The sequence below is a fragment of the Terasakiella sp. SH-1 genome (assembly GCF_004564135.1).
GTDB lineage: Bacteria > Pseudomonadota > Alphaproteobacteria > Rhodospirillales > Terasakiellaceae > Terasakiella.
Genome location: NZ_CP038255.1, coordinates 2,039,927 through 2,061,318 on the forward strand (window position 1 = coordinate 2,039,927; position 21,392 = coordinate 2,061,318).

Below are 21,392 nucleotides of genomic sequence, written 5' to 3' on the forward strand. Positions count from 1 at the left end.
ATGCGTATTGTTTTTTTGGATCGCGCAACAATTGGCCCAAGTGTGGAAGTCATCCGCCCCAAATTTGACCATGACTGGGTAGAATATGACCGCACAAACCCTGAACAGGTGGCCGAACGAATTGCAGAAGCCGATATTGTCATCACCAACAAGGCCCCCATCGGCCCAAAGGAATTGGAAGCAGCCCCGCGACTGAAAATGATTTCCGTTGCTGCAACGGGCTATGACGTTATTAATGTGGATGCCTGTAAGGCACGCAATGTCATCGTTTCCAACGTTCGTGGCTATGCGATCAACACAGTTCCAGAACATGCCTTCTCCCTTATCTTATCCCTGCGTCGTTCTGTTTCGGCCTATCATCAGGATGTCATGAAAGGTGAATGGCAAAAAGCAGCTCAATTCTGTTTCTTCAACCACCCGATTGACGATCTGCGCAACAGTCGCCTTGGTGTGATTGGTGAAGGTGTCATCGGCCAATCCGTTGCCAATATCGCGAAAAACGGCTTCGGTATGGAAGTTGTCTTTCTCGATCATGATTACGTCAGTGATGAAGCCCGTGCCAAAGACACATTTGTTTCCATGGACGAACTGCTGGAAACATCCGATGTGATTTCCCTGCACTGTCCGCTGATGCCTGCAACGGCTGGCATGTTTGGCCTTGAGCAATTCAAGAAGATGAAGTCCTCAGCCATTCTGGTCAATACATCACGCGGTGGACTGGTTCAGGAAGAAGCGCTGGTAACAGCCCTTCAGGAAGGAATGATCGGTGGTGCTGGTATTGATGTTCTGGCAGTGGAACCCCCTGCAGATGATCACCCCTATTTTGGCCTGATGGATCAGCCGAACTTTATTCTGACACCACATGTTGCCTGGGCGAGTAAAGAAGCCATGCAGACCCTGTGGAATCAGGTTATTGAACATGTTGAAAACTTCGAAAAAGGAAGCCCTTCAAATGTCCTCTGACAACAAAGAGCTTCTCCATCGCCTGTTTCGGGCAGCCGTTTCCTCGGCTGTCCCGGATCAAGTCATCAAGCAGCACCTTCCAGAACCGCCCAAAGGGCGCACCATCGTACTGGGGGCTGGTAAAGCCTCTGCGGCGATGGCACGGGCCTTTGAACAGGCATGGGAACACCCACTGGAAGGGCTGGTTGTTACCCGCTATGGCTATGAAGTCCCCTGTGACCATATTGAAATCATTCAGGCATCACACCCCGTACCGGATGAAGCCAGCGAAATCGCAGCCACCCGCATTCTGGAATATGCAGAAACGGCAGGGCCTGATGATCTGGTCATTTTCCTGATCTCTGGTGGCGGGTCTGCATTGCTGGTAAAACCCGCAGGCCCTCTTACACTTGAGGATAAGCAGGATATCAATCAACAATTGCTCAGCTGTGGGGCAACGATTGATGAAATGAACTGTGTACGCAAACATCTCTCTGCCATTAAGGGCGGACGTCTGGCTCAAGCAGCCGCACCGGCTAAAGTCGTTACCTTAACCATTTCTGATGTTCCCGGTGATGACCCCGCAGTCATTGCGTCTGGACCAACAGTTCCGGACCCAACAACGCGTCAAGATGCCTTGGCATTGTTGGAACGTTATGACATCCAATTGCCCGACCACGTTATGAACTGGTTGCAAGATGATGCCTGCGAAACACCGAAAGAAAACGACCCTGCCTTTCAAAATGTCGACCTCCGTATGGTCGCGACCCCACAAATGGCCTTGCTGGCTGCTGCCAAAGAACTCAATGCCTTTTCAGCGACCCCATACATTCTTGGGGATTCGATCGAAGGTGAAGCTCGTGATGTAGCACTGGTTCATGCCGGGATTGCCAAACAAGTCGTCAAATGGGACCAGCCTTTTGAAGTGCCCTGCGTGCTGTTATCTGGTGGCGAAACCACTGTAACCCTGCGCGGTCAAGGTCGAGGCGGGCGAAATGTTGAATTCCTGCTGGCCCTGGCAATCGCCCTGGATGGTCAAAAAGGTGTCTATGCTATTGCTGGTGATACAGATGGTGTGGACGGCGCAGAAGAAATCGCCGGAGCCATTATTACGCCCGATACATTGGAACGCGCACGCGCCCTGGGGTTAAACCCGCAGGCTGAACTGGATAACAACAATGCCCATGAATTCTTTGAAAAACTTGGTGATCAGGTCATTACAGGGCCGACACTGACCAATGTGAACGATTTCCGCGCCATCCTAATAGAAAAATAATAACGGCGCTTGGGAGGGGAAGAATAAATCATGAAACTGAAGTTTAAAGTGCCCATTGTGGCCGTGCTATTTTGCGCTATTTCATGCGTGAGTGTCGGAACGCTTTCTTACATTCAAAGTAAGGATGCCATGGAAGTCAGCACCCTGAAACGGCTTCAAGATATTGCTTTTACAAAAGCAAGAGAACTGAAACGAAATATGGAAGAGGCAAGAAGCAGCCTTAATGGCCTTGCCGGTACGGTTGCCAGTTTCAGGGCCATTGAAGCCCTGCAAATGGCCTATTCCGTTGACCAGAAACAAGAGATTCAGAAAATTTATGCTGACCCTGCCAAAAAACCGAAAGAAAGGGCTGCAATATCAGGGACAGGTCTGAAAGACATGTATTCCTGGCGCCATAGCGGCTTGCATTCAACATTTGAGGTCGCCTGGCGAACAGCTGAATTATCGGATATCTACATTGTCTCTGCACAGGGTGAATTCATTTACTCTGTCACGAAGTCCGATGCCTTTCTCAAAACGCTTGATGATTTAGCCGACACACCCCTTGCAAAAATCGCCAAGGATGCCTTTAAGCTTAAGCAGAATGAAGCGACTTTTGTCAATTTCACCCCGTATGACAGCGGCTATGACAAGGTTTCTGCTTTTTGGGCACAACCTGTTTATCCTCAGTTTATAAACAAGAACACCAAGCCAATCGCCGTTGTTATTTACAGGATGTCCTCAGCACAGGTTTCTAAAATGCTGAGTGATAAGGAAGATGACGGTAGCCTGCAGGATAATTTTCTGATCGCCAGTGATGGGAAGTTACGGTCTAACCGGCTCAAAAAGGATGGCCCCCTTGCCCTTTCTTATAAGCTCGAAGACAACCTTGTTAAGGAAATGACGGAGCAGAAGAAAGGCAACCTGACGTTCAACGTCCCAACAGGCAAGGAAATTGCAGCTTACGAAGGTTTTATTGCTGAAAACATCCCTTACTTTGTCATTGCTGCGCAGACAGAAGAACAAGCCCTGGCTGCTATTCATAAAATGGGAAGGTCCATATTGCTGGTCGGCCTGTTCTCCATGCTGGTTATTGCAATCACAATGGTATACCTCGGCCTGCGCCTGACCCGCCCGATTGAAGCATTGGCAGGTGCTGTCGACCAACTGGCACACAATGATTTTAGTATTGAAGTCCCTGGTGTTGATCGCGCAGATGAAATTGCCGATATCGCAAAATCAATTGATGTCTTTAAAGAAAATTCAATCCGGATGCGTCAGCTGGAAACGGAACATGAAGAAGCGGAAAAAAGAACAGCCCTTGAGAAAAAGCAGTTAATGGATGAACTTGCCGGTAAATTTGAACAAGAAGTCGGCTCCCTGATTAAAAGCTTATCAGCACAGGTTGGAAATGTACGCGATCAGGTCGAAGACATTTCCAGTCAGGCAGATAAAATTCAGTCCGAAGCGCAAGTGGTTAATCAGGTTTCTGATCATTCCAGCACCAGTGTAGATGCGGTTTCTGCTGCAACTGAGGAACTGGTCGCCACCGTTCAGGAAATCGGCCATCAAATTTCACGAACAAGTGAAGCCTCTCAAAAAGCAAGTCTGGAAGCCCAGCGTGGTGAAGAACAAGTCAAGGCACTGGCAAATATGGCCTCAGAAGTTGGCAATGTCATTATCCTCATTCAGGATATTGCAGAACAGACAAACCTTCTGGCCCTGAACGCCACAATTGAAGCTCAACGTGCCGGTGAGGCAGGCAAAGGCTTTGCCGTCGTTGCCTCTGAAGTGAAGAAACTTGCCAGTCAAACCGCAGATGCAACAGATGGTATTCGAAAAAATATCACCAAAATTCAACAAGCCAGTGACGATGTTGTCGGTGTGATCAGCTTGATATCAAAAACGGTTCAATCCCTGGATGAAATGAATGCAACTGTGGCTTCCGCTATTGAAGAACAGGCCGCCACAACGCAAGAAATTTCACGCAATACACAAGAGACTGCAACCAGCGCCCAACAAGTCTCAGACGGTATGTCACAAGTGACCTTAGCCTCTGAAAAAACAGCCAAAAATGTTGGAAACGTATTGGGCCGCTGTGGTGATCTCACAGACTCAACTGCCGTGCTGGAACGTGAAGTTTCCAGTTTTGTCGAACGTGTTCGCGCAAGCTAAAAACAGGACCTAGCGTCCAATTGAGGAGAGTAAAAATGTTTGCCGTACTGGTAGATTTTATCATTGCAGATGGCATGGAAGACAAATTCCATGATGCAATTCAGGCCCATGCAAAGAATTCGCGTGAAAAAGAAACCGGATGCCTTCTTTTTGATGCCTGCGTCAATCCTGAAAGCCCACATGAAGTCTTTTTATATGAGCTTTATACAGATGAGGCCGCCTTTAAGGCCCATCAGGCTTCCGAACATTTTGCCCAATTTGAAGAACGCGCGGGTGCCTGGATCACCTCTAAAACTGTACGTCTATTTACGAAGCTGGAGAGCTGAGACATGAGCAATTTATCGTCTAAACAAGTTAAAATCGTTGCCACCCTTGGACCGTCGTCTTCCTCTGTTGAAAAGATTTTGGACCTTGCAAAGGCGGGGGCCAATGTCTTTCGTCTCAATTTCTCACATGGCGACTATGAAGAACACGCAGCACGCATTGAGGCTGTTCGTCAGGCTGAAAAAGAACTTGGTCGGCCTTTGGGCTTATTCATGGACTTGCAAGGCCCAAAGTTTCGCCTTGGGACTTTTGGAGATAAGAAAGTCCACTTAAAAGCAGGTGATGTTTTCCGCTTTGATCTGTGTGATGAGCCGGGGACAACAGAACGTGTTTACCTCCCCCACCCTGAAATTATTCACGCCTTGTCCGTCGGCAACCGCCTGCTGATTGACGATGGGAAAATGATTATGGAAGTCACTGAAATCGGTGATGGATACGTTATGACACGTGCACAGGTCGATGGCTATTTATCAGACAGAAAAGGTGTCAGCCTTCCAGATGCTGAGATCAAGGTATCAGCCATGACAGACAAGGATAAACGAGATCTGGCCTTTGGTTTGGAGCAAGGCATTGGAAGTGTCGCGCTTTCTTTTGTTCAACGCCCCGAAGACCTGCAAGAACTCAGAGAAATTGCAAAAAAAAGAATACAGGTTATCGCCAAAATCGAAAAACCAAATGCGGTTGACCACCTGGCCTCCATTATTGAAGAAACCGATGCCGTCATGGTTGCCCGTGGTGATCTTGGGGTTGAGCTTCCCCCGGAAAAAGTCCCGGCTATTCAGAAAAAAATCATCTCCTATGCCCGAAACCGTGGTCGTCCTGTCATTGTGGCAACACAAATGCTGGAAACCATGATCCATACCCCAACGCCAACACGGGCCGAAGCCTCTGACGTGGCAACAGCGGTGTACGATGGCGTGGATGCGGTCATGCTTTCCGCAGAAACCGCCGCCGGTGATTATCCGGTTGAGGCCGTATCCTTAATGTCGCGTATTATTCGTGAAGTCGAAGCGGATCCTTTACACCGTTCCCTAATGGATGCGTCGCGTAACAAAACAGAAAACACAAAAACAGATGCTATTAGTGCTGCGGCCCGTCAGGTCGCCTCAACCATCGAGGCAAAGGCCGTCATTTGTTATTCCACCTCAGGAAAAACCGCATTAAGGGCTGCACGCGAACGCCCGGAAGCCCCTGTCATCGCCCTCACCCACGACACACAGATTGCAAGATCACTTTGTCTGGGATGGGGCATTTCAGCAATCGTCTGTAACGATGCAACCGATGTGCGCGAAATGGTCCAGATCGCCCTTAAGGTCGTTCAGGATAAAGGGTTTGTTGAAACAGGCGATAGCGTTGTCATCACCGCTGGTGTCCCCTTTGGTAGTGCAGGTACAACCAATATTTTACGTATTGCCGAGGTTGAGTAAAAAACTTGAAATTCAGCAAGAACCTCTGGTCATCTAGCTCCAGAACTCTTGCTGGAATGCCCCTGTGTCAGGATATCCGGTGCCTCCTCATCCTGACACAGGGTCCCTCATAAAAATTCTTTCAATGTCAAATTGCGTGCGTGGAAGGGCGATATGGCATTGATTGAAATCCGGGGGGAAGAATGTTTGAGCCTTCCCCCTGGAGCCCTAATTAAAATGGCTTTCAGGCCATTTTAACCGCTTAGCTCCCTGTGTTGTATCGTCTCCCTAGAACCGAGAACACAGGCAACTTGCCCCTCGGGCTTGACCCGTGATCCCGAGGGGCCTTTTTTTTATTCAACACGACACCCTAATTCAGATAATCATCTGTTGTGCGGGGTTTGGGGCGTTGGCCAAAGTCAAACGGATCGCGTTGTTTTGCTATAGCGCTCACTCGACAATCTTCACATTTACGCAAGTTATCCAGCATTTCCGGATTTGAGAACTGGGGCATATTGGATAGTTTGTCCACTACTTTATCGACAGAACTTTGCGTGCCAAATGTTTTCCCACATTCCGGGCAAACGGCTGGCTGATCTTCCTTCAAGACCGCAGGGCTTGCCGCCATCTTATCCAGATTAAGTTGTGGTACAAGCCCAATGGCTTTTTCCGGACAAGTTGAGGCACAGATGCCACATTGTACGCAATCTTGTTCTAAAAAGGAAAGAATCGGTGCATCGTTATTGGCACGAAGGGCCGTTGTCGGACAGGCCCCCACACAAGACATACACATGGAACAAGCTGCGACATCCACCTGCACCTGACCATAAGGTGCCCCTTTTTCCAAGGCGATTGTTTGCTCAGAACTATTGTTGAGATGAGAGAAGACCATATGAGCCCGTTGACGTTTATGACCAACGGCAAGCCCTTCCATCGCCTCTATGGCGTTAGCGAACGACATGGTACTCAATTCACTGGTGATAAAATCGGGTGTAACGTGATCAATCACTTTGAAACGATTATCATCCTGTTCAAAGCCTTTCAGCAAAGATTGAGCAAAAGCGATTTCGTGACGTGTGGTCGGTGCCGTTTCATAATGGGATGCGGGGGCCAGAATAACAACGCCACTTGCCCCATAAGCCAAAGCAGCCAGAAGAAGACTGTGATCAAAAATCGAAACAGATTGTACAGCAAACGGAATAACCTGCGCCGGAAGACCATCCCCGACCTGCCCCAAAACATTTAAGGCTTCTTCACCCGTTTGTGTGTCATGGATCAACAAAACAGGGGCTGAACCACCCGCTTTTTTATAAATGGACAAAAGCTTCTGCATACGGCGATGCATATGTTCCTGTGACGGCATGGCATAGGCAATAGCCCCTGTGGGGCAAACAGCAGAACAATCTCCACAGCTTGCACAAAGATAAGGGTCAATCGCCACATAATCGCCCGCAGACTGAATGGCAGAAGATCCGCATGAATCAATACAATTTTGACACCCGGCAATACGATTGCGCGAATGGGCACATCTGGCTTCATCAACCTGCGCATAACGTGGCTTGGAAAATTCCCCGATCATATCGGAAAGTTCAAACAGGGCCTTAAATTGCCCAGCCTTATCCGTTGAAGCCACTTTTACATAGCCGTCCACCTTATGGTTTGAGGGCAACAATGGGTTTCCATCACTTAAATCCAAAATCAAATCAAACTGTTCTGTAATCTGATTTTGCGTTTCTGTGAATGTCAGCCCCCCTTTAGATGAAGGATGAAGCGGGGCAAAAAGGTCAAAGGTGACTTCAAACTGCCCTAAATGGCCTGATGCCTGTACAGTACGGCCTGTAAAAATAGGAAGATCACAGACTTGAGGGGCAAGGACATCTGTACTGTGATTTAAAACAACAACAGGAGAAAGCCGACCACGCAACATTTGGGCAGCGTCCATCACCACATCACCTGCACCATAAATCAAAATAGTCCCTTCTGACTTGAGCGGAACCGTTTCCACAAGATCAGGGCTCAGGGTAGCTTCGGCCAGCAGGGCTGCGATCTTGGCAGATGCTTTTTTACCTTCTGTTCCCCATCCGGCTTTTTCCCGGATATCCACATAGGAAACGCTAGGGGCATGTTCACCCATCTCTACGCGTAATTCTTCAAAAAGCGGGGCTTCACGGCCACAGGCAACCAGCAAGTCACCTTCTTGTAAGGCTTTTTGGAATTCAGGCTGTTGGGAACGACATAATTGAGAGTGAACAAAGGGTTCGTCTTGATCAAATGTTTTTGCAATGGCCTTGGCATCCAATTCCATGCTGCCTTCACAGGAACATAATAAAACGCGTTTTTCATTCAATTTCATCTGTGCTCACTCCCTTGATCATTGCTTCATTAATATAGGGAGTGAGCAGGGGCGACGAGATAATAATTTTCATCTCCTACTAAAGATGGACTATCGTCCCCATGTAAGATGAGGTTGAATCAAGCAGGTTTTAGCAGGCGGATTAAGAACATGCAGATACAAGAAACAATGCCTCTTGGGGTATTGGTCGAAAGACGCAAGATTGACCACCCATGGCAGGAATTTGCCTGGCATGTTTTTGGTGTTTTACCCGGTGCGCGCGATGATGCCGATTGGGAAACCATCAGCATGGAAGAAAAACAAGCCGTCTATCTGGCGAAAACCATGAATGTTGATCTTTATCAACGTGAAACCGAAGGCTATAAAAATAATCTGGAAAGTGGACAACCCGCCATCTTTGTTGTGCTGCGCCAAGGTGAGGAAGAAGACGAGCATGAAGTCGACCCCTTCCTGATCACCGCCTGCCCCTATGAAGCGGCAGACTACCTGGAAAGCGGTGAAGAAATCGTAGAGGCCGTCCCCATGCCGGATGGGGTGCGTATCTGGGTGGAAAATTTTGTGCGTGAACATCACGTGGAACAGAAATTCAAAAAACGCCGCCTGCGTCGACAGGAAGACGGACTTGCACGACGCATCCCTGTACGGGGAGGACGCGCATGAGTCGTGAAGGTTTTTTAAGTCGCTGGTCACGGCGCAAAACAGAAACAGAAACAAAAGAAGAGGTCCACCCTGTTGAAGCGCCTGCTGTTCAATGTGTTGAAGAAACTGCTGAAGCTCAGTCCCTTGCACCGATAGAGGAAATTCCGGCTGAAGAGCAAGAAGCCATTGTTGCAGACCTGCCCGATATTGAAAGCCTGACAGAAGAGTCTGATTTCAGTGCCTTCATGAAACAGGGGGTGCCGGAAGAATTGCAGAAACTGGCGTTACGTAAGCTTTGGAAATCAAGCCCGATCTTTGCCAATTTGGACGGGCTGAATGATTATGATGAAGATTTTTCCATCATCACGCCCTTGGCCGAAGGCGTGGCCGAAGAGCTTCAAAAGCTCATGAAAGAAAACAGCCGCACAGAACCTGAGCTGGAAGAAGAGGGCGAGAGGGAACCCAATGAACCCGCTGAAGCAGTCGAAGAACCAAACGAAGAAGACGACCATGACGTTGGCGAAGGCGAAGACGGCTGATTCCCCTATAAAAAGAGCTGACATTGAAATATTATTACAGCCATCTCCTACCATAGGGGGAGATCATTTTAAACGCATGCACCGTATCATAGAAAAATCCGGTAATTTCGCTGGGTTTTGGGAGGGAAAGAATGTCAGAAACTGTTGTTGCCACCTGTTCTCTTGAGGAAGAACAACGTGCAAGGGCTGGAATGTATGGGCTGATTGCCCGTCTTTTAAGTGCATTTCCAAATGCTGACTCATTAAAAGAAATCTCTGACTTTCCTGCAGATGACACCCCCATTGGCACCGCCATTGGGGAATTGTCTGAAATGGCAGGAAAGACATCTGTTGATGACGTTGAGCAGGAATACAACGATCTGTTTATCGGTGTCGCTGAAGGTGAACTGATTCCTTTTGCATCTCATTATCTCACGGGATTTTTGAATGAAAAGCCACTGTCTGATGTACGTGACGACCTCAACCGTCTGGGCATTGAACGTGTGGACGATATCAAAGAACCGGAAGACCATATCGCATTTCTGTTTGATGTCATGCTGGGACTGATTACCAAGCAATTTGGTGATGACTGTACACCAGAAGAAGAACAGGCATTCTTTGAAAAACATATCGCGCCCTGGGCCGAACAATTTTTCAGCGATTTGGAAAAAGCAGAAAGTGCCAGGTTCTATGCTCCCGTAGGGAAACTGGGACGGTGTTTTCTGGATGTAGAAACCAAGGGGTTCAGGATCGCAGCATAATTGGTGATCTAACCCCTTTTTTGTTTTTAAGGAGTCTAGGAATGGACCAAAAGGAAGACAAGGCCGACATGGGACGCCGTGGTTTTCTGAAAGTTGCCACAGTCGGTGCCGCAGCCGGTGCTGCTGTGATTGCAACTTCGAAAACAGCACAAGCTGCCGACCTGTCTGCTGATGCAGACAAGGCAAGCGGTTACGCTGAAACGGATCATGTTGCCAAGTATTACGAATTGGCTAATTTCTAAATAATCTACCTATGGGGAGAAAACGATGCTGACAAAAGTCAACAGCGGGGTTGCGAATGGCCCCCGTCTGTCGAAAGCATTGTCGGGCGTTATTGGTGAGGCGATTAATCGTCGTACCTTCTTCAAACGTACCGGTCTGACAGCTGCGGGTATTGCAGCTGCTTCGACAGTCTCTTTGGTTCGCACGAAAAAAGCACAAGCTGCTGTAAGTGCGGATGCCGGAGACGTTAAAAAGGTAACTTCCGTCTGTACTCACTGTTCTGTGGGCTGTGGTGTTATCGCAGAAGTGAAAAACGGTGTCTGGGTTGGTCAGGAAGCTGACTTTGACAGCCCGATTAACCTGGGTGGCCACTGTGCCAAAGGGGCCTCTGTTCGCGAGCACGCCATTGGGGAGCGCCGCGTTAAATATCCAATGAAGCTGGAAGGCGGCAAATGGAAGCGCATGAGCTGGGAAGATGCCATCAACGAAGTTGGTGATCGTCTTGGCAAAATCCGTGAAAGCTTAGGCCCGGATTCAGTTTACTGGCTGGGTAGTGCGAAACATAACAACGAGCAGGCCTACCTGTTCCGTAAATTCGCAGCCTTCTGGGGTACAAACAACGTTGACCACCAGGCGCGTATTTGTCACTCCACCACAGTAGCAGGTGTGGCAAACACCTGGGGCTATGGGGCGATGACCAACAGCTTCAACGACATCCATAATTCCAAAGCGATGTTCCTGATCGGGTCCAACCCGGCAGAAGCCCACCCGGTTGCCGTTCAGCATATCCTGAAAGCCAAAGAAAAGAACAATGCGCCCTTGATCGTGTGTGACCCGCGTTTCACACGTACAGCTGCGCATGCAGACGAATATGTTCGTTTTCGGTCTGGTTCTGACGTGGCTTTGATCTGGGGTATCATCTGGCATATCTTCAAAAATAAATGGGAAGATACAAAGTTCATCCAGCAACGTGTTTACGGTATCGAAGATATCCGCACAGAAGTTGCCAAATGGACACCGGAAGAAACTGAACGTGTCACAGGCGTTCCCGGTAAACAGCTGGAACGCGTTGCCCGCCTGATGGCGAAAAACCGTCCGGGCACTGTTGTTTGGTGTATGGGTGGTACGCAGCACACCAATGGTAACAACAACACACGTGCTTACTGTATCCTTCAGCTTGTTCTTGGTAACATGGGCGTATCAGGCGGCGGAACAAACATTTTCCGTGGTCACGATAACGTACAGGGCGCAACTGATATGTGCGTACTGTCTCACTCTCTACCGGGTTATTATGGCCTGAAGACAGGTTCTTGGAAGCACTGGTCACGCGTTTGGGGTGTAGATTACGATTACATGTTGTCTCGCTTTAAAACGAAGAAGCTAATGGAATCCAAAGGTATTCCTGTTTCTCGTTGGATTGACGGTGTTCTTATTCCTAAGGACAAGATCGATCAGCCTGAGAACGTTAAAGGTATGGTCTTCTGGGGTCACGCACCGAACTCTCAAACCCGTTTGCCTGAAATGAAAAAGGCAATGGAACAGCTTGATACAATGGTGATCATTGACCCGTATCCGACTGTTTCTGCTGTCCTTTCTGATCGTACAGACGGTGTTTACCTGCTGCCCGCAGCAACACAGTTTGAAACATACGGTTCTGTAACGGCATCTAACCGTTCCCTACAATGGCGTGACAAAATCGTTGAGCCCCTGTTTGAATCAAAGCCTGATCACGAGATCATGTACCTCTTTGCGAAGAAATTCGGTTTCGACGCTGAGATGTTCAAGCAGATCAAAGTGAACGGCACTGAGCCATTTATCGAAGACATCACACGTGAATTTAACGGTGGTATGTGGACAATCGGTTATACTGGTCAATCACCAGAGCGTATCCGTAAACACATGAAATATCGTCACACGTTTGACAAGACCACATTGAAAGCCAATGGCGGCCCATGTGATGGTGAAACATTCGGTCTACCATGGCCATGTTGGGGTACACCTGAAATGGGTCACCCAGGTACACACATCCTTTATGATCCATCCAAGCCAGTGGCTGAAGGTGGTTTGAACTTCCGTGCCCGTTTTGGTGTGGAACATGAAGGTAACAACCTATTGGCTGAAGGCTCTTACCCAGTTAATTCTGAAATCAAAGATGGATATCCTGAATTTACCATGGCCATGCTGAAAAAGCTTGGCTGGGATAAAGATCTGACAGCTGAAGAACGTGCCGCAATTGAGAAAGTTGCAGGTGACAAGACAAACTGGAAAACCGACCTTTCCGGCGGTATCCAGCGTGTGGCCATTAAACATGGCTGTTCACCGTTCGGTAATGCAAAAGCGCGTGCAAAAGTCTGGACCTTCCCGGATCCGGTTCCACTGCATCGCGAGCCGTTATATGCACCGGATCGTAGCCTTGTTAAAGACTATCCGACATATAAGGATAAGCAGGCTTATCGTCTTCCGACCATGTATGAATCCATTCAGAAAAATGATTTCTCTAAAGAGTTCCCAATCATTTTGACATCTGGTCGACTGGTTGAATATGAAGGCGGTGGTGAGGAAACACGTTCCAACCCATGGCTGGCTGAACTGCAACAGGACATGTTTGCTGAGATTAACCCGTTTGATGCCAACAACGCCAATATCCGCGCTGATGACATGATCTGGGTCCATTCTCCAGAAGGCGGCAAGGTCAAGGTGAAAGCCTTGATTACAGAACGCGTCGGTCGTGGCGTTGTCTTCATGCCGTTCCATTTCGGTGGTGTTTTCCAAGGCAAAGACCTGCGTAGCAAATATCCGGAACATGCCGATCCTTATGTGATCGGGGAATCTTCTAACACTTGTGGCACATACGGCTACGACTCGGTTACCCAAATGCAGGAAACCAAAGTCACCCTGTGTCGTATTGAGCGAGCTTAAGGAGCGCAAAGATTATGGCAAGAATGAAGTTTCTTTGTGATACGGAACGTTGCACTGAATGTAACGGTTGTGTCACAGCATGTAAGAACGAACATGAAGTGCCTTGGGGCGTAAACCGTCGCCGTGTTGTCACCCTTAATGATGGTGAACCTGGTGAGCGTAGCCTTTCGGTTTCATGTATGCACTGTTCAGATGCGCCTTGTATGGCGGTTTGTCCGGTGGATGCGTTCTATCAGACGGGCGATGGTGTGGTTCTTCACTCCAAAGACATCTGTATTGGTTGTGGGTATTGCCTGTTTGCGTGTCCGTTTGGCGCGCCACAGTTCCCGCAGGACGGTTTCTTTGGTTCACGGGGCAAAATGGACAAATGTACATTCTGCTCAGGTGGCCCTGAAGAAGATCATTCCGATACGGAATATAAAAAGTATGGCAGCAACCGTTTGGCGGAAGGCAAACTCCCTGCATGTGCAGAGATGTGTTCCACCAAGGCATTGTTGGCAGGTGACGGCGACAAAGTTTCCGACATCTACCGCGATCGTGCTGCCGGGCGTGGTTTCGGCTCCGGTGCATGGGGCTGGGGGACTGCGTACGGTCTGAAAAACAAAGAAGGCTGATGGAAAAAAGGGAGGGCCGTTTTTCTAGCTGCGGCCTTCCCACCTTCTTTCACCTTTCATTAACAAAAAGAGGGGGTCTCTCATGAGGTCCAAACTTTTGAACAAACTGTTTTTCGCTATCTTAGCGGTTCTTATCGGTACAGCTGTACTGAGCTCAGGCATGCCTGAAGCTCAAGCACAAAATGTATCTGTCAATCCGGGCCTGTCCGGTCTTGGCAGTTCGTCTGATATCTGGCGTGAGATCAAGCAAGGCAAGCAGGGCAACACCTCCTTGCCAGATAAAAGTAAAGGCTTTCTGATCCGTAATAACGGTGAAGAATGGCGAAATGTGCGCAACAACATGGTATTTATCTATGGTGCCATGGGAATGGTGGGCATGATTGCTGCTTTGGCCCTCTTTTATCTTGTGCGTGGTCGCATCAATCTGGACGATGAACTTTCAGGTCGAAAAATCCTGCGTTTCAAGGCAATTGAACGGTATAACCATTGGACAATGGCAGCGAGCTTTATCCTGCTTGGTTTATCGGGATTGAATATGCTTTATGGCCGTGCGGTTCTTTTACCACTGCTTGGCCCTGAAGGGTTTTCAGCTCTCGCAGGTGTTGGTAAATTCATTCACAACAACATTGCGTGGTTGTTTATGATTTCCCTGTGCCTGACGTTTATCTTTTGGGCGCGTGACAACCTGTGGGACCGCTATGATTTGAACTGGATTTTAAAAGGGGGTGGCCTGTTCTCCAAAGGGGTACACCCACCATCTGCGAAATTCAATTTTGGTGAAAAAACAATGTTCTGGCTGGTGATCCTTGGCGGCGCTGCTGTCAGCTTCACTGGTTTGACACTCTTATTCCCGTACTTGTTCGGCACATTACCATTTATGCAATTGATGCAAATTATCCACGCAGTTCTTGCATTGGTGATGGTTATTGCCATTTTCGGCCATATCTATATCGGTACCATTGGTATGGAAGGCGCGATTGACGGCATGAAAACCGGATATGTGGACGAAACCTGGGCAAAAGAACATCACGCCGCCTGGGCGGAAAGCCACGGTATTAAAGTTGAGCATAAAGATTCTGATGAAGAACATGTTGCTCAAGGAGGTATTGCAGAATGAACATCTATAACCCTGATCGAGAGATGATGCTTGATGACTATATCATTAAGCCAGACCCTTCTAGCGCGTTGACCACCTCTGAAGTTCAGGGTGTAGACAGTTTTGGCAATCCCTTAGTGGTTCCTGTTGTGGAAGAGCGTCCCTTGACGCTTTTCCTCAACAACCGCGAAATTGTGACCTTGATGACGGTGGGGGATTACCCCGAACTTTTAGGTGTTGGCTACCTTGTTAACCAAAACATGCTCAAAGATGATGATATCATCACAGACGTTGAATATCACGATGACCTTGATGTGATCGTGGTCAGAACAGAACGTGTCACCAATTATGAAGAAAAGCTCAAACGTAAGGTCCTGACATCCGGTTGCGGAATGGGGACTGTTTTTGGCGATATCATGGATAAGCTTGACGAGGTGGTTTTAGAGGAAGGTGTGAGCATTCATGCCTCCTGGATTGAACCACTGTTAAAAAAGATCAAGACGACACCAAGCCTCTATCGCAAGGCAGGTTCCATTCACGGCTGCGTGCTGTGTCAGGGGAACAGGCCACTTGTGTATATTGAAGACGTGGGTCGCCATAACGCCTTGGATAAAATTGCAGGGTATCTCTACCTCAACGGTCTAAAAGGGTCCGATTACTATATGTACACCACGGGGCGTATGACGTCTGAAATGGTGATGAAATCAGTTTCCATGGGGGTTTCCCTACTGATTTCACGATCCGGGGCAACAAAATGGGGCGTGGAGCTTGCTAAAAAAGCAGGGCTCACATTGATCAGCCGTGCACGTGGCAAGCGTTTCATCGCCTTAAGTGGCTTACAACGTATCAATTTTGACCTGAATGACCTTGATGAACAAATGAGCCGTACAGCCCAGTGAGACAGGCTTCTGGCCTTCTTTAAAGCAGACATGTATACTGACGTCCCCATTTTCCAGATAAGGACGTGTGTTTTGACCCTGCGTTTGGTCATCTTTTATTATTTCCTGGCGTTTATTGCGTTCAGCCTGCCGGTGCAGGCCCAGACCTACGATAAAGGTCCCTATGAAGATGCCCACAGTGAAGAGCAAATAAGCAACCCCCGCGCTGATTTCTGGCGACAGGTGCGCGATGGCATGCCAGGGCGTGTCAATATCCCGGACAAGGATAAAAGCGTGCTGATCCAGCAGGGCGGCAATGATTGGCTTTCCACACGTTCTAATGTTGTTGCAAATTACGGTCGCCAAGTCATCGCTGTTGGCTTAGCGCTCAGTCTCCTTTTTCTTTTTTTAACGGGCCGGATCAAAATCTTAAGCGGGCCTGTCGGATGGGTCCTTGACCGACTGATGCCTTTTCAAAAACCTGCCCACTGGGTTTCAGCCGTTTGTTTTGTCCTGTTGGGGATGACCGGTCTTAATATTCTTTATGGGAAACGGGTCCTTGCCCCCATGATGGGGCGTGAATTTTTCTCAGATTTTTCCTTGCTGGGAAAAGCCATCCATAATCAGGCCAGCTGGGTTTTCATGGCAGCCATTGCCATTGTGATGATTTTACGCGCACGTGAACATTTACCGGGGTTTGTGCGCCAACGCGTATCACGCAAAAAGGCGATGGAATGGACAAAAGTGGGCAAAAGCGAAAAGGTCCTGTTCTGGTTTGCCGTCCTTGGCACCCTGATTGTTGCCTATTCCGGGGCGACACTGTTAATCCCTCATGGGACAAATGAGCTACGCCAGATGCAGCTCTTTCAGCTCATGCATTCTTTTTCCGCACTTACCTTGACCGGATTGATTGTCGGCAATGTGTATCTGATTTCTGTTGGGATTAAGGAAAATGCCCGCAAACTGTTGGAGGCCAAGGAAATATTGGAAGAAGAAGTTCAAAAACGTACCCACGAACTGGAAAATGAAATTCAGGAACGTCGCCAAATTGAAGTGGAACTCAATGAGGCCAAAGAAGTTGCTGAATTGGCAAACCGCTCTAAAGACAAGTTTTTGGCAACGGCAAGCCATGACCTCTTGCAGCCTTTAACCGCTGCACGCCTGATGATTGCGACATTGCGCATGCGTGAGATGCGCCACAAAAATCATAAGATTGTTGAACAGGTCCATCAATCCTTACGCGGTACAGAAGAACTGCTGACTGATTTACTGGATATTTCCCGCTTAGGGGCAAGTACGACGGAACCCAGGATTTCTGATTTTCCAGCCCAACAGCTTTTGGGCAATATTGAACATGAGTTTCGCCCTGTTGCCCGACAAAAAGGGCTTTCTTTGAAGGTTCATTGCCCAGACGTACACCTAAAATCGGATTATCAGCTTTTAAATCGTGTGATCCGGAACTTCTTAAGCAATGCGGTTCGTTATACATCATCAGGGGGTATTCTGATCGGTGCACGAAATCGCAAGGGTCATATACGCATTGAAGTTTGGGATACGGGAACAGGTATTCCGAAAGACCAATTAACAAAAGTATTTGAAGAATTTCACCGCATTGATGGACAAGCAATCGACCAAAAAACCAAAGAAAATGGCGTTGGTCTTGGTTTGGCAATTGTGGATCGGATTGCCACTATTTTGGGACACAATATTTTGGTGCGCTCGGTTGAAGGTAAAGGCTCGGTCTTTTCCATTGATGTCACACATGGCAGTGAAGTGGCGCAATTAGGGCAAGTCCAAAAGCTTGAAACAAGTGACCTGGGGGGCGTGGTTGTGGCCCTTGTCGATAATGACCAAAATGTGCTGTCTGCAATGAAAACCTACCTGGAAGAATGGGGCTGTAGCGTTCTTGCCGGGTCTTCGGGCGATGAATTAATTGAACAGCTCAGTTGGTCCTCTTTCTCCCCGGACCTTATTTTAGCTGATTACCATCTGGATGCAGGTGTTTTAGGACCAGATGTCGCAGAACGTGTACATCGTATTTATGGAAGTGATGTGCCTGTGATTATCATCTCAGCAGACTCAACACAAGACATCCGAGATAGCCTGATTGAACAAGGCTACAAGTTCATGAGCAAGCCTGTCCGCCCTGCCAAAATGCGGGCCTTAATGGCGCATCTGGTCAATCAGGATGATCATTTCTCCCAACTCGCCCGAAAGTCTATTGGAGCTTAGGGATTAACCTTAAACCCCATCTCTTTTGCTGCAATAACCGCTTGAGTGCGATTAAACACATCCAGTTTACGCAACAAGGCCGTGACATGGGATTTGACTGTGGACTCTTTGATATTGAGTTCAAAGGCAATCACTTTATTGGACATGCCTGCACTCATCAGTTCCAGCACCCGTAACTCGCTGGGTGTCAATCGTCCCAACTTATCTTCAAATTCAGATTTACGCTGGCGATCTTCTTCCGGGCGCGGTTGCGTGGCTTCTTCGGTGGGCCAGTAGCGCCCGCCATTCAGTACGCTGGAAATCGCTTCTTTCATAATTTCAGGGGCTGCGGTTTTGGGAATAAAGCCGACAGCACCATATTGGGCTGCGCTGCGGACAGTCTCGATATCCTCAGAGGCAGAAACAATCACAATGGGAACAGACGGCACATGTGTCCGTAAGGTCACAAGCCCGGAAAACCCCGTCGTCCCCGGCATGGACAGGTCCAGCAAAATCAAGTCCAAATCATCATCGGTGAGCTTCTGTGCCTCGTTAAATGTGCTGGCTTCGCTGATGGAGAAGTCTTCTTCAATATCAGACATGGTGTCTTTTAAAGCGACTCTGAAAAGAGGATGATCATCAGCGATTAGAACTCGTATCATCTCTACCCTCTAACAACAATAGGATTTGGAATTTTGATTATTTCCCCAGAAATATATAGGGGTTTTCATCTGTATCCTACTAAAACTTCCTCATTTTAGAATTATTTCAGCTCCCACATACCATTGCATACCTAAACAGGCAACCTCAAGCGAAAGACCGTCTCCCCCGTCTGATCCAGTTCTATAGAACCGCCATATTGTTCTGCGATTTTTTTAACAAAATAGAGACCTAATCCAGCCCCCGGTGTGTTTGCACTTTTTTCTGGACGGTAGAATTTTTCAAAAATTTTCTTTGCATCACTCTCACTGATTTCATCGCCTTCATTATGAAATTCAATGGATATGTGGCTGCTGCCTTCTGCAAACAATTTCACATGAACACTATCTTCGTTTGTTGAATATTTAAGGGCATTGGCAATCAGGCTGGAAAAAGCGATTGCATACAGTTCCTCATTCCCCTGAACAATCAAATCCGTTTCACATTGATTTTGAAACGGAACTTTATATTCCGCACACAGGTTTTTCAAAATATATCCAGGGGCAACCGGATCAAAGGTAGGGTCATCCAGTTGTGGGTCGATCCATTCCGCCGTCAGGCAATTGTTCACAAGGTTGCTCAATCGCATGGACACTTTTTTAATACGATTGACTTCATCATGACTGATTGTCTGCTTTTCATCTGTTTCCATCCCGATCACTTCTGCTGAGGCATGGATGCTGCTCAGCGGCTTTTTGAATTCATGGGAAATCATGGAAAAGAAATTTTTCTGATGGGCCAGCGCCTTTTCAGCCGTCTCTTTTGCGATAGAAAGTTCACCAATTTTTTCATTGAGCTGATTGCGGAAACGCTCTGACGTCATGATGATGAAGCCTGATGTATAGGCAAGCTGCGTCACAATAACCCAGTAATATAACAATTGTTCATCAAACTTCTTTGACGACAGATATGCCCCTTCAAAAGCAGGGGTCTCTAAACCTGTGTAAAGACGGATCAGATTGATAAAAATTAACCCGCTGAACACAACACCAACAGCTTTTCTGGCGAACTCATCCTTTCCGGCCCCCTTGATCAAGGTATGAGAGATCAAAGAGCTGAGGATAATCATCGCAAAAGCAGTCATACTTATCCGATAACCAATAAAATCAATGGTCTTGGGGATCAGGATAAAGACAAATCCACAGAAGGCAATACTACCAACCAGCAGCTTCCAATTCGGTTTTTTATCAACGAACTGACAAGCCCCCAGATAAAAAACACCATAAGCGATATAGTAGGTAATGTTGCCCGCATTTGCAGAAAAAGCAACGGGTAGAAAAATCCGACTTATAACTAAAAGTGCAGCCAGAACCAGTAAGGCACTGGCAAGAGACCAGTATCCAACCCCCGGTGATTTAGGAAACATCCGGTAAAAAAAGTAAAGAACAAGAGCGGATACAACATTTGTTGCAGCCAAAAGTATAGATAAAGCACGCAGGTCTAAATCCATTTTATCTACCTTTATATATTATGTAATTTTTCGCCGATCACTGTGATTGGTTTGACAAAGACATAGCCCTTTCCACGTACAGACTTAATCGGTGGCGCTTTGGTCTGCGGTGTGAACTTGCGACGTAGCCTTGAGATGATCATATCAAGGCTCCTGTCATCAAAATCGAGTATTTTGCGCCCAATCCCCTTATACAAGTCTTCACGCTCTACCGGAGAACCACTCTTTTCAGAGAGGATAGAAAGAATATTATATTCTGCGGCTGTTAAATCACAGGTTTCATTATCCGGTGACGTAAGCGTCCATTTCGTCAGGTCGAACACCCAACTTGCATCCTGAATATTTTTATCTTTGCGCACAAGATTGTGAATGACAGCAATCAGCTCTTTGATATTTACAGGCTTTGGCAGATAGTAATCGGCCCCCAGGTTAAGCCCGATCACCCGATCTTCGACCTCCCCTTTCGCCGTTAAAAGAATAACCGGATAGGTTCGATCCTTGTTTAACTGTTGAAGAATATCCAATCCACACCCATCCGGCAGTGTAATATCAAGGATCAGAAGATCAGGAATATCTTCTGCAAGGAAAGAATTGAGGTCAGAAAATGTTCTTGCTTGACGTACTGATATATCATTTTTCTCAAGCATTCTGGAGACAGGAATCAGAAAATCATCATCATCGTCCAGAAAAATAAGATCAAGCTTATCCATTTATTTTAGTCCCGAAAGCGCCCGGTATACCTTTATTGTTTGGCCCCCAATTTTTGGTCGTATATTTTCACAAAAATGACCTGCAAAAGCAGAGAATAAAAATATTTTTCACAACTATAACAGAGGCTTTCTACATATTTTATATGGAATTAAAGGCCGCTGCAATGTCATAAAATGATACAAAACTTTTCTTTACTTCTGGTTTCAATTTTTCATATCA

The 21,392-nt window shown here is 47.5% G+C and carries 18 protein-coding genes; 14 read left to right on the forward strand and 4 right to left on the reverse strand.

The features are described from left to right. Genes E4K71_RS09435 through pyk form a run of 5 tightly spaced genes read left to right on the forward strand, consistent with a single transcriptional unit; the run spans position 1 to position 6,123 of the window. Positions 1–963 carry a D-2-hydroxyacid dehydrogenase gene (locus E4K71_RS09435; RefSeq protein WP_135078945.1) on the forward strand — a complete coding sequence of 321 codons (963 nt, stop codon included), beginning with the start codon at positions 1–3 and terminating at the stop codon, positions 961–963. Then, the gene (locus tag E4K71_RS09440) at positions 953–2,218 is read left to right on the forward strand and encodes a glycerate kinase (RefSeq protein ID WP_135078947.1); all 1,266 of its coding nucleotides are present in this window, start codon (positions 953–955) and stop codon (positions 2,216–2,218) included. The genes E4K71_RS09435 and E4K71_RS09440 overlap by 11 nt, the downstream gene beginning before the upstream one ends. Positions 2,219–2,248: 30 nt before the next feature. After that, positions 2,249–4,372, forward strand: a complete 2,124-nt coding sequence (locus E4K71_RS09445; protein WP_135078949.1) for a methyl-accepting chemotaxis protein — start codon at positions 2,249–2,251, stop codon at positions 4,370–4,372. Between the two features lie 35 nt (positions 4,373–4,407). Further along, complete coding sequence (locus tag E4K71_RS09450) at positions 4,408–4,698, forward strand: putative quinol monooxygenase (RefSeq protein WP_135078951.1); 291 nt, start codon at positions 4,408–4,410, stop codon at positions 4,696–4,698. A 3-nt stretch (positions 4,699–4,701) separates the two neighbouring features. Continuing rightward, positions 4,702–6,123: a pyruvate kinase gene (pyk, locus tag E4K71_RS09455; RefSeq protein WP_135078953.1), complete on the forward strand. Its 1,422-nt coding sequence runs from the start codon at positions 4,702–4,704 to the stop codon at positions 6,121–6,123. A gap of 349 nt (positions 6,124–6,472) precedes the next feature. On the opposite strand, the gene E4K71_RS09460 is transcribed toward pyk, so the two are convergent. Beyond that, positions 6,473–8,455 carry a 4Fe-4S binding protein gene (locus E4K71_RS09460; RefSeq protein WP_135078955.1) on the reverse strand — a complete coding sequence of 661 codons (1,983 nt, stop codon included), beginning with the start codon at positions 8,453–8,455 and terminating at the stop codon, positions 6,473–6,475. Positions 8,456–8,605: 150 nt separating this feature from the next. Between E4K71_RS09460 and E4K71_RS09465 the strand changes: the two genes are divergently transcribed. From E4K71_RS09465 to E4K71_RS09505, 9 genes are all read left to right on the forward strand, one after another. Next, on the forward strand, positions 8,606–9,115 hold the full coding sequence (locus E4K71_RS09465; protein ID WP_167730416.1) for a DUF3305 domain-containing protein: 510 nt from the start codon (positions 8,606–8,608) through the stop codon (positions 9,113–9,115). Then, positions 9,112–9,633 carry a DUF3306 domain-containing protein gene (locus E4K71_RS09470; RefSeq protein ID WP_135078959.1) on the forward strand — a complete coding sequence of 174 codons (522 nt, stop codon included), beginning with the start codon at positions 9,112–9,114 and terminating at the stop codon, positions 9,631–9,633. The genes E4K71_RS09465 and E4K71_RS09470 overlap by 4 nt, the downstream gene beginning before the upstream one ends. Positions 9,634–9,764: 131 nt before the next feature. Next, complete coding sequence (locus tag E4K71_RS09475) at positions 9,765–10,373, forward strand: molecular chaperone TorD family protein (RefSeq protein WP_206201892.1); 609 nt, start codon at positions 9,765–9,767, stop codon at positions 10,371–10,373. A 41-nt stretch (positions 10,374–10,414) separates the two neighbouring features. Further along, positions 10,415–10,615 carry a twin-arginine translocation signal domain-containing protein gene (locus E4K71_RS09480; RefSeq protein WP_135078961.1) on the forward strand — a complete coding sequence of 67 codons (201 nt, stop codon included), beginning with the start codon at positions 10,415–10,417 and terminating at the stop codon, positions 10,613–10,615. 25 nt (positions 10,616–10,640) lie between these two features. Continuing rightward, positions 10,641–13,514: a formate dehydrogenase subunit alpha gene (locus E4K71_RS09485; RefSeq protein WP_135078963.1), complete on the forward strand. Its 2,874-nt coding sequence runs from the start codon at positions 10,641–10,643 to the stop codon at positions 13,512–13,514. A 14-nt stretch (positions 13,515–13,528) separates the two neighbouring features. Then, a complete protein-coding gene (gene fdh3B, locus E4K71_RS09490) occupies positions 13,529–14,128 on the forward strand; it encodes a formate dehydrogenase FDH3 subunit beta (protein WP_135078965.1) in 600 nt (199 codons plus the stop codon). An 82-nt stretch (positions 14,129–14,210) separates the two neighbouring features. Beyond that, on the forward strand, positions 14,211–15,245 hold the full coding sequence (locus E4K71_RS09495; protein WP_135078967.1) for a formate dehydrogenase subunit gamma: 1,035 nt from the start codon (positions 14,211–14,213) through the stop codon (positions 15,243–15,245). After that, a complete protein-coding gene (gene fdhD, locus E4K71_RS09500) occupies positions 15,242–16,123 on the forward strand; it encodes a formate dehydrogenase accessory sulfurtransferase FdhD (RefSeq protein ID WP_240796783.1) in 882 nt (293 codons plus the stop codon). The genes E4K71_RS09495 and fdhD overlap by 4 nt, the downstream gene beginning before the upstream one ends. 72 nt (positions 16,124–16,195) lie before the next feature. Further along, positions 16,196–18,334 (forward strand): NahK/ErcS family hybrid sensor histidine kinase/response regulator, encoded by a 2,139-nt coding sequence (locus E4K71_RS09505; RefSeq protein WP_167730418.1) that lies wholly within the window; start codon positions 16,196–16,198, stop codon positions 18,332–18,334. Here E4K71_RS09505 and E4K71_RS09510 read toward each other — a convergent pair. The 3 genes from E4K71_RS09510 to E4K71_RS09520 form a co-directional block, all read right to left on the reverse strand. After that, positions 18,331–18,975 carry a response regulator transcription factor gene (locus tag E4K71_RS09510; protein ID WP_135078971.1) on the reverse strand — a complete coding sequence of 215 codons (645 nt, stop codon included), beginning with the start codon at positions 18,973–18,975 and terminating at the stop codon, positions 18,331–18,333. The two genes, E4K71_RS09505 and E4K71_RS09510, sit on opposite strands and share 4 nt — an antisense overlap. Before the next feature lie 131 nt (positions 18,976–19,106). Next, complete coding sequence (locus tag E4K71_RS09515) at positions 19,107–20,462, reverse strand: HAMP domain-containing sensor histidine kinase (RefSeq protein ID WP_135078973.1); 1,356 nt, start codon at positions 20,460–20,462, stop codon at positions 19,107–19,109. Between the two features lie 11 nt (positions 20,463–20,473). Continuing rightward, entirely contained in the window at positions 20,474–21,172 is a 699-nt protein-coding gene (locus E4K71_RS09520) for a response regulator transcription factor (RefSeq protein WP_135078975.1), read from the reverse strand. Between the last annotated feature and the right edge of the window lie 220 nt (positions 21,173–21,392).

Excerpts from the sequence above, each read along its gene's own strand:
- E4K71_RS09465 (WP_167730416.1), top strand. The coding sequence starts at position 8,606 with ATGCAGATACAAGAAACAATGCCTCTTGGGGTATTGGTCGAAAGACGC.
- E4K71_RS09495 (WP_135078967.1), top strand. The coding sequence starts at position 14,211 with ATGAGGTCCAAACTTTTGAACAAACTGTTTTTCGCTATCTTAGCGGTT.
- E4K71_RS09450 (WP_135078951.1), top strand. The coding sequence starts at position 4,408 with ATGTTTGCCGTACTGGTAGATTTTATCATTGCAGATGGCATGGAAGAC.
- E4K71_RS09520 (WP_135078975.1), bottom strand. The coding sequence starts at position 21,172 with ATGGATAAGCTTGATCTTATTTTTCTGGACGATGATGATGATTTTCTG.
- E4K71_RS09510 (WP_135078971.1), bottom strand. The coding sequence starts at position 18,975 with ATGATACGAGTTCTAATCGCTGATGATCATCCTCTTTTCAGAGTCGCT.
- E4K71_RS09460 (WP_135078955.1), bottom strand. The coding sequence starts at position 8,455 with ATGAAATTGAATGAAAAACGCGTTTTATTATGTTCCTGTGAAGGCAGC.
- E4K71_RS09475 (WP_206201892.1), top strand. The coding sequence starts at position 9,765 with ATGTCAGAAACTGTTGTTGCCACCTGTTCTCTTGAGGAAGAACAACGT.
- fdh3B (WP_135078965.1), top strand. The coding sequence starts at position 13,529 with ATGGCAAGAATGAAGTTTCTTTGTGATACGGAACGTTGCACTGAATGT.
- fdhD (WP_240796783.1), top strand. The coding sequence starts at position 15,242 with ATGAACATCTATAACCCTGATCGAGAGATGATGCTTGATGACTATATC.
- E4K71_RS09440 (WP_135078947.1), top strand. The coding sequence starts at position 953 with ATGTCCTCTGACAACAAAGAGCTTCTCCATCGCCTGTTTCGGGCAGCC.
- E4K71_RS09515 (WP_135078973.1), bottom strand. The coding sequence starts at position 20,462 with ATGGATTTAGACCTGCGTGCTTTATCTATACTTTTGGCTGCAACAAAT.
- pyk (WP_135078953.1), top strand. The coding sequence starts at position 4,702 with ATGAGCAATTTATCGTCTAAACAAGTTAAAATCGTTGCCACCCTTGGA.
- E4K71_RS09485 (WP_135078963.1), top strand. The coding sequence starts at position 10,641 with ATGCTGACAAAAGTCAACAGCGGGGTTGCGAATGGCCCCCGTCTGTCG.
- E4K71_RS09470 (WP_135078959.1), top strand. The coding sequence starts at position 9,112 with ATGAGTCGTGAAGGTTTTTTAAGTCGCTGGTCACGGCGCAAAACAGAA.
- E4K71_RS09445 (WP_135078949.1), top strand. The coding sequence starts at position 2,249 with ATGAAACTGAAGTTTAAAGTGCCCATTGTGGCCGTGCTATTTTGCGCT.
- E4K71_RS09480 (WP_135078961.1), top strand. The coding sequence starts at position 10,415 with ATGGACCAAAAGGAAGACAAGGCCGACATGGGACGCCGTGGTTTTCTG.
- E4K71_RS09435 (WP_135078945.1), top strand. The coding sequence starts at position 1 with ATGCGTATTGTTTTTTTGGATCGCGCAACAATTGGCCCAAGTGTGGAA.